General features: G+C 63.1%; 9 protein-coding genes and 1 pseudogene. 2 read left to right on the top strand and 8 right to left on the bottom strand.

Annotation, left to right across the window (positions count from 1 at the left end; all coding sequences use genetic code 11):
* Positions 1–183: WGR domain-containing protein (locus JKG68_RS28210; protein ID WP_202065320.1), on the top strand; the 183-nt coding region annotated here is incomplete at its 5' end.
* A 727-nt stretch (positions 184–910) separates the two neighbouring features.
* Here JKG68_RS28210 and JKG68_RS28205 read toward each other — a convergent pair.
* Positions 911–1,585, bottom strand: a complete 675-nt coding sequence (locus JKG68_RS28205) for an SOS response-associated peptidase (RefSeq protein WP_202065319.1) — start codon at positions 1,583–1,585, stop codon at positions 911–913.
* A gap of 82 nt (positions 1,586–1,667) precedes the next feature.
* Between JKG68_RS28205 and JKG68_RS28200 the strand changes: the two genes are divergently transcribed.
* Entirely contained in the window at positions 1,668–2,288 is a 621-nt protein-coding gene (locus JKG68_RS28200; RefSeq protein WP_246515975.1) for a hypothetical protein, read from the top strand.
* Positions 2,289–2,435: 147 nt separating this feature from the next.
* Here JKG68_RS28200 and JKG68_RS34975 read toward each other — a convergent pair.
* The 7 genes and pseudogenes from JKG68_RS34975 to JKG68_RS28165 all read right to left on the bottom strand — a co-directional run.
* Positions 2,436–2,741, bottom strand: a pseudogene (locus tag JKG68_RS34975) (GcrA family cell cycle regulator); the annotation flags it as partial.
* The gene (locus JKG68_RS28190) at positions 2,671–5,934 is read right to left on the bottom strand and encodes an error-prone DNA polymerase (protein WP_202065317.1); all 3,264 of its coding nucleotides are present in this window, start codon (positions 5,932–5,934) and stop codon (positions 2,671–2,673) included. The gene JKG68_RS28190 and the pseudogene JKG68_RS34975, both read right to left, overlap by 71 nt.
* A complete protein-coding gene (locus tag JKG68_RS28185) occupies positions 5,931–7,343 on the bottom strand; it encodes a Y-family DNA polymerase (RefSeq protein ID WP_312891011.1) in 1,413 nt (470 codons plus the stop codon). The genes JKG68_RS28190 and JKG68_RS28185 overlap by 4 nt, the downstream gene beginning before the upstream one ends.
* Positions 7,344–7,350: 7 nt before the next feature.
* Positions 7,351–8,133 (bottom strand): ImuA family protein, encoded by a 783-nt coding sequence (locus JKG68_RS28180; protein ID WP_202065315.1) that lies wholly within the window; start codon positions 8,131–8,133, stop codon positions 7,351–7,353.
* A gap of 264 nt (positions 8,134–8,397) precedes the next feature.
* Positions 8,398–8,832, bottom strand: coding sequence for a hypothetical protein (locus tag JKG68_RS28175; protein ID WP_202065313.1), 435 nt, complete (start codon positions 8,830–8,832; stop codon positions 8,398–8,400).
* The gene (locus JKG68_RS28170; protein WP_202065312.1) at positions 8,819–9,082 is read right to left on the bottom strand and encodes a type II toxin-antitoxin system Phd/YefM family antitoxin; all 264 of its coding nucleotides are present in this window, start codon (positions 9,080–9,082) and stop codon (positions 8,819–8,821) included. Before JKG68_RS28170 ends, JKG68_RS28175 begins: the two co-directional genes overlap by 14 nt.
* Positions 9,083–10,893: 1,811 nt before the next feature.
* On the bottom strand, positions 10,894–11,559 hold a 666-nt coding region (locus JKG68_RS28165; protein ID WP_202065311.1), incomplete at its 5' end, for a hypothetical protein.

Below are 11,559 nucleotides of genomic sequence, written 5' to 3'. Positions count from 1 at the left end.
CGTGAATGGGGCCGTATTGGTCGACCTGGGCAACGAAGAGTCGAGCTCTACGAAAACCAGTCATGTGCAGTGGAAGCCCTTGAAACCTGGCTCCAGCGAAAGCGGAAACGCGGCTATCTGCTGAGCAAGCGGATAGTGCAGGGATACAGGGTAACCTGGATTGGCCTCAGCGTAGGATCTTGAGCAGCTCTTCGACAGCTTCAGCCTCCTTGAGGCTGCCTCTCTCACACTGGCGCAGCACATCCCTGATCTGGGCTCCCTTTGAACGGGAGATGCCAACCGCCTCAACAGGGGCGGCTGCTTGCGGCCGGATTGCTGGCGAAAACTCAGGCTTGCGGAAGTATGACTGAACCCTTTGCAGCAGTCTCATGTTCTTTATCTGATAGATCACTCGAGTGGCCGATGTGGGAGCTCTTGAGGCAGGCTCATTGCCTCCTATCCTTAGCAGACAGCAGAATTGAGGAAGACAGACTTTGGTAGGAGGGTTAGGAACGGGAAAGCTGCCCTTCGATCAGGGGCGAGGTGTGAGCAGAGCTTCACCAGTGAATACGGCTGACAGTATCGAGCGGGCGCTGAGAGGATGACACTGAATGGACGAGAGTTTCTCTCCGACCATTTTCCTTTATGGCATGGCCCTCGTGCTCGCCGTGGGAAAGGCGTTCACGTTGACGATCTGGCGGACCCTTCCAAAACCCAGACCAGGGCTGAGGCAAGAGATGTTGCAGGCCTGGAGGAACCGTAGGCTCCAGAGACAAGCTGCAATGAGCCCAGTCGAGCATCCTCGAAGCGAGCAGACGATGGACGATCCCTTGAGGGATGCTGACAGGGCTAAGGCGGAGCCACACACTGCAGCTCCAAGTCCAGAACAGAGTTCACCAACACGCCCAGGGTCCAACCGAGCTCCTGAAAACTAGCTTTGGAGCTTGCTGGCAGTACAAGCTGCCTCGGGTTGGTCCGATCTTGCACCTTCGGCCACGATCTCGAGCATGTCATCGGGCAGCGGCCGCTGCAGTTCAAGTGCGACTTCCGCCGGCGCAGTGAGCCAGGTCTCGTACTCCTCCGGGGTCGTCAGGATCACTGGCATGGCTTTAGGGTGGTTCGGCCAGACGACTCCATTCGGCTCGGATGTGAGGAACGAGTAGAGCAGGTGCTCGCCCTCGACAGGCTCGGCTTTGGTGCCGCGCACTCCAGTCCATGGTCGCCAGATACCCGCGAAGGCTGCCAGCGGTCGCTCCTGGTTGAGCGCGAACCAGACCGGCGTCTTGCGCGGCTTGGTGTCCTTGTACTCACTGAAGCTGGTGAGCGGCACGAGGCAGCGGTACTGGGGCTTGAGCCAGGCGCGCCAGAAGGGTGATGCCACGTTGCGCACATTGGTGACCGGCTGCGTGCCGACCGTCGGCGGGGGCGGAAAGCCCCAGCGCATCCGGATCAGCTCGCGCTCGCCGTCAGCCATTCGCACTACCGGCGCCATCTGGTCCGGAAAGATCGCAGGCAGGGGAGGGACGTTGCCAGCGCTGTCGCGGCCGACCTCGAAGGCCCGGCGCATCGCCTCCTGGGTGGTGTAGATGGAGTAAAGATTGCACACGGGTGGGATCCTCCGGCGGGGCATTGCGTCTCGTACAGTCGCGGTAGTTTTCAAATCGTGCAGAGGCTGGCATAGCCAGGGGATGATGGACAAGCCGATTACCGTGATTTCCGAGTTTGTGAACGGCCAAGGGCTGCCGGACCTCAGCCTGCCGGACGACCACATGCCGGAGGCCGAAGTGGCCCTGCGGCTGGCCGAGTTCATCCTGTCGCTTCCAGGCTCGGGAACGATGGCCAGCGTCGCGATCGACGGGGCGAGCATCAAAGTCGGGGACGCCGTCATCTTCGACCTCGGGCGCTTCATGGCCGGCACGGGATGGGGGCAGATCAAGGAGCCGCAGGTCGGCCGGAACGCCTGGACCGGCGCTTACCGGCGCGGCGACAAAACCATTCGGGTGCACTCGCGGCCCGGCGAAGGCGACGTGCTCGCCACGGTCGACGGCCGCCGCATCGTCGCCGAATGCAAGAAGGGCCCGCTCATCCGAAAGCCCGGCAGCCCAGAGTATCCGCTCCTCACGACGGCCCTCGGCCAAGCGCTTCTGTTCCAGGTCTCCGCCGACGACATCGTGGTCGCGGCCGTGCCGGATACGCCAGTCTTCCGCAAGCTGGCGGAGATATGGCGGTACCGCCCTCTCGTCAGACGGGCCGGCATCCGGATCGCCCTCGTGGCCCGTGACGGCGCGGTCTCGGGGTTCGACCTATAACCCGCACAGGATGCGGTGGTGCACGATAGAATGGGCTCTCCACCACCCTTGGGAGTTGCGGAATGCGAAGGCCGTTCTTGGGTGTGCGCATAATGGAGATCTTGCGTGCCAGGCCAAGTTTCGGAGGGCTCGTTGTGAACTGCAAGCCTACGACGCCAGTGCGTCACGCCGGATCTTGACGGGTTGCGCTGGGACATACACGAGCCTCCGGTGCCAGTCGCACCAGCTCGACCCCTCCGGTGTTGGAGCTCCGCAGCAGATGGCGTGACGCAGATCGTCGGAGACGATGTAGCGGCATTGCCGCGTTCCGATCTTGAGCAGTTTCGTACGTTGTCTGGGGTCTGGCTCTTGCATGACGGACACCTTTGCACGTTCGGTTGGATCAACGGAAGTCGCGTGTTGCGACACGGATGGCAGGCGGTTCGACCCGTCGCTCGGGAATCCCAATAGGCGACGCGTCGGCGCTCTCCTTCGGGCCCTGGCGCAGGCGGTCGCGCGTGCCGATCTTCGCCTCGTCGCCGCGCCCGTGACGCATGCTGAAAGGATCGTCCCGGTCGCCGACGCTGCGCAGCAGGTCCGACAGGTCGATGAGGTGCTCGGCAATGAGATGGCTCACGCCGCCCTCGCGCTGATAGCGCCCGCGGATCGCCATCATGCTGGACGAAAGGATCAGACGGCGCTGCTTCTCGTAAAGGGACGGCCACACGATGATGTTGACGACGTCGGTCTCGTCTTCGATCGTCATGAACATCACGCCTTTAGCCGAGCCCGGCTTCTGGCGCACGAGCACCAGACCGGCGACCATTACCCGCTGGCCGTCGCGGACGCGGTGGAGGTCGGCGCAGCTGCGAATCCGGCGCTCGCGCAGCTCGGTTCGCAGAAAGGCGAGGGGGTGCTGGCGCAGCGTCAGCCCCTTCGAGCGGTAGTCCTCGACGACCTCCCGCCCCTCCGTCATAGGCGTGAGCGCGACGGCAGGCTCCTGGGCCTCGGAGCGGATCACGCGGTCGCGCTCGTCGGCTGCCGCGAACAACGGCATCACCTCGTCCGACAGGCCTTTGATCGTCCAGAGCGCGTCGCGCCGGTTGACACTAAGGGAGCCGAAGGCGTCGCCATCGGCCAAGCGCTCGAGGGCCGACACGGGGATCCCGGCGCGCCGCCAGAGGTCCTCGATCGACGTGTAGGGATCGTCACCCCGCGCGATCGGGATCATGCCGCCGTCGGCGTTGGCGAGGCCGCGCACCAGGCGCAGGCCGAGGCGCACGGCAAAGCGATAGCGGTTGCGCGTCGGCTCCAGCGTGCAGTCCCAGCGGGAGTGGTTCACGTCGACAGGACGGATCTCGACCCCGTGCGCCCTGGCGTCCCGCACGAGCTGCGCCGGAGCGTAGAAGCCCATTGGCTGCGCGTTCAGGATGGCGCAGCAGAACACGTCGGGATGGTGCCGCTTCATCCAGGACGAGGCGTAGGCGATCTTGGCGAACGAGGCCGCGTGGCTCTCCGGGAAGCCATAGGAGCCGAAACCCTCGAGCTGCTTGAAGGTTCGCTCGGCGAAGGCTTGGTCATAGCCTCGTGCGGTCATGCCGCGCACGAGCTTGTCGCGGAACCTGGTGACGCCGGCGGTCAGCTTGAAGGTCGCCATGGCTCGCCGGAGCTGGTCGGCCTCGGAGGGCGTGAAGCCGGCGCACTCGATGGCCACTCGCATCGCCTGCTCCTGGAAGAGCGGCACGCCGAGGGTCTTCTCCAGCACTCGCTTGAGCTCCGGTCGTGGGTATTCAGGCGTTTCACGTCCTTCCCGTCGACGCAGGTAAGGGTGCACCATGTCACCCTGAATCGGGCCGGGCCGGACGATCGCGACCTGGATCACGATGTCATAGAACTTGTCCGGCTTGATGCGCGGCAGCATCGCCATCTGGGCCCGGCTCTCGATCTGGAACACGCCCACCGTGTCGGCCTTCTGGATCATCGCGTAGGTCTTGGGATCGTCGAGGGGGATCGTCGAAAGGTCGCGATCCTCACCCTTGTGCTCGCGCAGCAGGTCGAAGGCGCGGCGCATGCAGCCGAGCATGCCGAGACCCAGCACGTCGACCTTCATGAACTTCAGGGTGTCGATGTCGTTCTTGTCCCACTCGATCACCTGCCGGTTCTCCATCGCCGCCGGTTCGATCGGCACGAGGTCGTCGAGACGCTCCTGGGTCAGCACGAAGCCGCCCGGGTGCTGTGAGAGATGGCGCGGGGCCCCGATGAGTTCTGAGGCGAGCTCCAGCGTCATGCGCAGGCGGGGATCGTTGAGATTGAGGTTGAGCTCCTTGGCCTCGGCCGCGGTCACGCCGCCGTTACCCCAGCCCCAGACGAGACCGGACAGGCCCGCCGTCACATCCTCTGGCACGCCAAGCACCTTGCCGACCTCGCGGACGGCGCCTCGCGCTCGGTAGCAGGTCACGACAGCCGTCAGCGCCGCCCGGTGGCGGCCATAGGTGTCGTAGATCCACTGGATCACCTCCTCGCGATGCTCGTGCTCGAAGTCGACATCGATGTCTGGTGGCTCCCGCCGCTCCTGGGATACAAAGCGTTCGAACAGAAGGTCGTGCTCAGTCGGATTAATCGAGGTGATGCCGAGCACGTAGCAGACGGCGGAGTTCGCCGCCGAGCCGCGTCCTTGGCAGAGAATTCCGCGCGATTTTGCGAACGACACGATGGCATGCACCGTGAGGAAGTAAGGCGCGTAGCCGAGCTCCTCGATCAGGTGCAGCTCATGCCGGCAGGTGGTCGCGACGACATCGGACACGCCGTCAGGGTAGCGGTGCCGGGCACCCTCCCAGGTCAGCCGTTCGAGCTTCTCCTGTGCGGTCTCGTCAGGCTCTGTCTCCGACGGATACTGATAGCGCAGCTCATCAAGGCTGAACGTGCAGCGGTCGAGGATCTCGCCAATCCGGCGGAAAGCCTCGGGGTGGCGCTCGAACAGGCGGGCTATCTCGACTGGGTCTTTCAAATACCGGTCAGCATGACGATCAAGCCGGAAACCTGCCTCGTCGATGGTGCAACGCTGGCGGATGCAGGAGACCACGTCCTGCAAGCGACGGCGCGAGGGGTGATGGTAGAGCACGTCACCCATAGCCACTGTCGGCACCTTTGCGGCTTGGGCCGCCTGCTCGACGGAGTAGAGGCGCAAATGTTCATTGGGCGCAAAGCGCCGGATCAGCGCCATGTAGGCGCGATCGTCGAAGGTCGCCTTGAGGCGCGCCAGATTGCGCTTGAGCTCGTCATCGGCCTCGTCGCCGAGAAGAATCGCGAGCAGGCCCTCATTCCACGCGACGACGTCCTCCCACTGCAACAGGCATTTGCCCTTGCCGCCGCGGCTTTTGCCGATGCTGAGCAGCCGACACAGGCGCGAGTATGCGGCGCGGTCGGTCGGATAGACGAGCAGGGATGTTCCGTCGGTGAGATCGAGGCGGCAACCGACGATCAGCCGCACACCGGTACCCTTCGACGCCTCGTAGGCGCGCACGATTCCGGCGAGCGAGTTGCGGTCGACAATCCCGAGCGCCGCGATGCCAAGGAGCTTCGCCTGCTCGAACAGCTCGGCGGGGCTCGACGCGCCGCGCAGGAAGCTGAAATGCGTCGTGACCTGAAGCTCCGCGTAGTCTGTCATGCGAACAGCCCATGCAGCCACCAGCGCCCGCCCTCGGCCGCCGGCGCGTCGCGGTAGACCCAGAAGCGGCCGCCGCGGTCGGTCTCGAGGCGATAGTAGTCCCGCGACGGCCTGTCAGGATCGCCGGCCCACCACTCGGGCGCGATGCGCTCTGGCCCATCCGCGTGCGTGACCTTGTGCCGGACCTTGCGCCAAACAATCAGCGCCGGCGGGTGGTCGGGCAGGAGCGCCGTCGCGACCACGGGCTCAGGCGGGTCGAGCAGGCGCGTCGGCCGGGGCAGGTTCTCCGGCCAAGTGACCTGAGTCACTGGTGCGAGAGCGGGCACCTTGCGCACCATCCGCTCCGGCACAAGCGTCTGCACCGGCTCAAGCCGGTACACGCGATGCGCACCGACCTTCGCGCCGAGCCGGTCGACGAGGCGGCTCATGTCCACATCCGGCGCGGACACGCCGGCGATGCCGCGCGCCTCAACCTGAGTCTCGGACAGCGGCTCGGTCTTGCTGGCGATGAGGACCATCTCCTCAATGCCGAAGCCTGGATCGACGGTTTGCAGGCGCTCGTCGAAGAGCTTCGCTAGGTGCTGCGCGTCCCGCGTGGCCTTCGCGGTGCCGACGCGGAGGTTGGCGCCTTTCTGGTCGACGCGGCGGAGGATCAGGTCGAGCCTGTGCACGCCCAGGCCTCTCCTGAGGAGTTGCGCACAAACATCCTCGGCAAGGCGGCGTACCACGTCCTTCAGCGCCTCGAGCCTGCCGATCGGCTCGGCGAAGGCGGCCGTCGAGAGAGGCGTCTCCTCTGGAATCAGCGGGTTGATCGGCTCGAAGGCATGGCCCATCGCCTGGTCCAACCGCAGCGCCACGTCCTTGCCGAAGCGGCGTACCATGGGTGCGCGCGGCATGGCAGCGAGTTGTCCGACCCGCTCCACGCCGAGACGTTGCATGACGCTGATCGCCTGGGGCGGGATCCGCAACGCGGCGACGGGGAGGGTGGCCACGGCCTCGACGGATCGACCGACCGGGATGACCCCGCCGCCGCGGAAGCGGGCGACGGCCCACGCCGTGCCAGGCGCGTCGGCGACCGCGGCCCGGGCAGTCACGCCCTGGTTGTTCAGTCGGCCCAGCAGGTGCGCAAGGAGAGCCTCCTCGCTGCCAAAGAGGTGCGCGCAACCGGCGATGTCGATCCAAACGCCGTCGGGCGGATCGGACGCGACCACGGGCGAGTAGCCGATCGCCCAGCGCGCCAGTTTGCGCAGCGCTGCGTTGTCATCCTCGGGCGTGGCGTCCCAGACGTGGAGCCCCGGGACCATCGCCTGGGCATGTGCGACGGCCATGCCGGCGTGGAGGCCAAGCCGCTGCGCGGTCGGGCAGGCTGCGGCAACCCTGCGGCGCGACCCTACTGTCTGCACGGTCACGAGTGGCTCATCGCGCGGTGGCTCGCCGTGCCGCCGCTGGATCCTGTCGACCGGCCAGTGCGGCAGGTAAAGCGAGACGACCCTTCGCATCGCAGGCCTCCAGGATCCAGGAACGGGGTTCGCTGCCGCGACAGCGCACAAGATTAACCTGCCACTGAGCGCGACCGAGGCCCGGGGCAGGGACTGGCTCAGACGGGGCGGGCGCGATCCGCCATCGGGTGACAGCGGCAGAGGGCAGGGCAACTAGATCCTTCTCGGCGACGGTCCACCAGCGTCGCAGGATCAGCGCGGTGACGCCGGACCCTTCCGCCGCCAGCTGCAAGCGACGTGAGGCTGTCAGCGTCAGGCGGGTCACCTCGCCGATGACGACAGCCAAGCCGCGCTCGCGCAAACCCTCTTCGACAAGGGGAAGCACGTCCCGCTCACGGCCCGCCTCCGCATAGGTGACGCGGCTCGGAAGAAGGCCGGCGTTGGCGAGACCTGGCGCGAACAGATCGCGCCTCGTCAGGCACCAGAGGACAGGTCCCTTGAGGCGCGCAGCGATCCCGGCAGTGAAGAGGGTGGCCGAGCCAGCAAACTCGGCCACAGGCCCAGCCTCAATCACCTCGTGCAGGGCGCCGCGCGCCAAGCCGCCACCGGGCAGGTGATTGTCAACCGCCTCGATGCCGAAGGGCAGCGTCTCGTGAATGCGTGAGCCGCGCTCCAGGCGTTCGATCTGCTGGCGCAGGTCTGCCACGGCCGCAGAAGCGGTCGGCCGAGAGGAGGCGGAATTGAACAGGTGACGCGTCATCGGGTCCTGGTGCGACAAAGTGAACAAATCAAGAACATGAGCAACGCGATGCGGTCAACGAGGGTTGCTCTCTCAGCCCTGTGGATATCGGGGAGGAACAACCCAGAAGCGGCTCCAGGCTGTCACGCGTTCGTCCTGACAGAACCATCGCTCGGGGCCAGTACTGGCCGCGCCTGCGCAATGTCGCGCTCCGGAGCCCCGGCTGCTGAGAACCCAGAAGGGCAAACCCCGGTCGCGACGAATGTCCACAGACGTTAGAAGATGCTACTCGCTTCGGCTGACGACTTTGAGCCGTTGCGCCCGTATGGCCTGGGCGAGGGTTGTGAGAACGACGCGCATGAACGCCGGACTGAAAACCCCATAGTGAAACCTGACCGGGTTCAAGGCGACAGGCTCGAGATGGTACGAGCCCGGCAGCTCGTCACGGTTACCTTCGTCGAGGATGATCCAGGCTGGACCGTCACCTTTGAGGCGGAGGCGACGGCGCTCGGTCTCCGGAACCTGCACGGCTAAGCGATCAGGCCCGGGCGGCTGCGTTGTTAGCGGGAACAGCACTACGTCCGTGCCTGTAGCGCCGACGGGAATGACCACACAGACCGGCCGGACCTTTCGGCCTGTCTCCTCGCCTGCGAGGGCTTGTCGCTGCCAGAGGTAGTGGTAGCGGATGACAAGGCCGGTTTCCGGCTCAAACGTCGTCATCGCGGCCCTCGCGCTCGTATTGGTCAGCGAGAGCGAGAAGGCCGTCGGCGACGTCGTCCGGCATGGCCTCCAGGGTGAAGCCGGTACGCTTGTCAGCGGCTTTGGCCTGCGTCAGGCTTTCGTAAGTCTCGACTGACATCAGGACGAAGCGGGGCTTGCGATGGTGGGTCAGCAGGACAGGCTCCCGGCGGGCGGCGTCGGTGATGTCCCCGACCTTCTTGTTAAGGTCGGCCGTGGTGAACGTGCGCATGGGCGGATCTCCTGCGCCTCACCTTATCAAGAATATCCAGAATTTCTAGATATTTTATGGAGCGGGATGCTCTAAAGTAACGAAGTGTCCCTTGCTTGATCATCTTGGCCAACCAGCCAAGACGCATAGGATACTAGTACCATCTGATATTCGTCAGGAGCGAGGCTTTTTCCGTCAGCATCTTCGAAGAAGGCTGAATACTCCCCAATCCGAGGATCGTCCGGCCCATCAAAATAGATCACAATGAGACCGGGATCTCCCTCCAGCCAGCCACGTGGCGCAGCCAACTCGTAACGCAGCCCTCTCGAGCCGAACCATTCAAGGTGTCGCTGCCGAGACGGGTTAGGTGGTGCGCTCCTCCGGGACAGCAGTCTGAACCGAACAAACAACATATCTCGTTTTTCGCGGGCCATGATCTCGCCGGTGGTACGCATGGTGACAGGCACAGGTTTCCTCCCAAAGTATATTTAAGTTTGGATATATTTATGTTTGGCGCAGGCAGCCTTGTGCACCCCGATCGACCGGACCAAACTTTGGGTAGAGTAAATGCAAATGCCGATCACACTGCTCGGGTTAACGGCTCGCCATTCCTGCGCTTGCCTTCTGACTGGCCTGATTATGATGGCCGCTCCCGACGTCTACGCCCAAGCCGTTCCAAAAGTTGGCACCTGTCCGTCTGGCTACCACTCGAGCGGTGGCGCCTGTTTGCCGTACTCGAAAACTCCGCGGCCGGCTCTGCCGAAAACTGGCACATGCCCGTCCGGCTATCACAGCTCGGGCGATTACTGCCTCGGCTATGAGAATGCGAAACACGCGATCCCAAAAACTGGATCCTGTCCGGGCGGGTATCACTCGAGCGGAAACTACTGTCTGTCCTACCGCTGAGGCGACAAGCCCAGAACGATAAGTGCGTTATCGATACATTGCGCACGTTGGTGACCGATTGGTTGGCGATCTTCGGTGGCAGAGGAGGGCGCCAATGCATCTGTGTCAGCCCGCGCTGCCATCCACGTTCCACATGACAAGGTTCATCTGATCCGGACCGGTCGCCAGTAGGGAAGGGACCACAGCCATCGCTGTCACGGTAGCTCCCGAATGCCCGGCGCATAGCCCCTTGCGTGGTGTGTATAGAGTAGAGATTACACAGGGGTGAAATCCACCGGCAGGGCTGGGTGCCTTCTGCAGTATCATCTGCTCTCTCATCGTACGATGGGGAGTCTGGCTTGGGCTCAGTTCCTCGACGTAATCCATTCAGCCTGAGCAGTCCCGATAGACTTACCTGTGGCTCCGCCAGAAGCGCTTCACGAGCAAGAACCCACAGACAAAGCCAATCAGTAAGGCACACACGTGGATGATCATTCGGGCTGCAGCCTTGATTACTGATACTGCAAACCAAAGAGACGCTTGAACAAACAACACAATGCTCTTCCGCCAGTCCCATGCTGCCAAAAGCCTCGCTACAATGGATCGGTTAGTCATCTGCTATTTTCTCCTTTCATACGTGCGATGTCGCTCGATGCGGTCAAACGTAGCCTGGACCGCCTGAAAGCGCTCCGTTGCGTATGACTTCTGGGCTGAAGGCCAACGATCAGGATGCCAGTATGCTAATAGCGCTTTTCTTGAAGCGGCTAAAACAACCGTAGAGCAGTCGGAGGACAGTCCGACTGCGCGGTAATCGTCTTCATCAGGTGAGGTGATCGAGAGAATATCCGCTTCAAGATCGTGGATGTGTTCCCGTGCCTCGGCAAGCTCCCTCTTGGGAGTCCCGATCTGCGAAAGGGCTGCCGCGTATCGCCAATCCGTCATTTGACTTACACCTCAAGTCCCTGAAGATCCAAGTCGCTGATATCGTCGAGGTCAAAGAATCCATTTGGGATTCTTTCAACTGCCTTCCACGGACAATCTACTGGCCATGTGCTGAGCGAAGGAACGCCTGCTGCCTCAAACTCCTTCTCGATCTCGAGGCGCAGCCGGCGCATGACGGGACCATTCTTCTTCGTGTGGACACCAGCAAGAATGAGGAAGCGCTGCAACCCGATCGATTGAACCTCCGCAATGACACCATGGCGGGAGCTCTCGAAATAAAACTTCCTGCCTTTTAATACATCAACAATCCGATCGGTATTCCGGAGACAGTTCTGAAAGCGGAGGCCAGCCTCAGCGAGAAAATGGCCGGTGTTTAATGCAGTCCAATCACTGCCCAGATTGAGCTTTGGATAGGCAATGTACTTCGCCCGTGCAAGCCAACCAGCGACCCATTGGCAGACAGACGTGTTCTCCCCGATGTTGCGGATCGAGTTGATCAAAGCATCGTTGCTGGCCTCCTCACCGACAACCTGTCGAATCAGCTCCAGAGCAGTGGAAAGATCTTCGGCCTGCTGAACACTTGATACTTTTTTGCTAAGAGCCTGTCCGAGTGAAATTTGAATCCGAGCAATGACTTGTGATTCACTGGTTGGCGCCGATTTGCGGAGGCG

Source organism: Microvirga aerilata (genome assembly GCF_016743775.1).
Lineage (GTDB): Bacteria > Pseudomonadota > Alphaproteobacteria > Rhizobiales > Beijerinckiaceae > Microvirga > Microvirga aerilata.
Note: the sequence above shows the minus strand (reverse complement) of the source record. Positions and strands in the feature narration are given on the sequence as shown.

Excerpts from the sequence above, each read along its gene's own strand:
- JKG68_RS28200 (WP_246515975.1), top strand. The coding sequence starts at position 1,668 with ATGATGGACAAGCCGATTACCGTGATTTCCGAGTTTGTGAACGGCCAA.
- JKG68_RS28180 (WP_202065315.1), bottom strand. The coding sequence starts at position 8,133 with ATGACGCGTCACCTGTTCAATTCCGCCTCCTCTCGGCCGACCGCTTCT.
- JKG68_RS28170 (WP_202065312.1), bottom strand. The coding sequence starts at position 9,082 with ATGCGCACGTTCACCACGGCCGACCTTAACAAGAAGGTCGGGGACATC.
- JKG68_RS28190 (WP_202065317.1), bottom strand. The coding sequence starts at position 5,934 with ATGACAGACTACGCGGAGCTTCAGGTCACGACGCATTTCAGCTTCCTG.
- JKG68_RS28175 (WP_202065313.1), bottom strand. The coding sequence starts at position 8,832 with ATGACGACGTTTGAGCCGGAAACCGGCCTTGTCATCCGCTACCACTAC.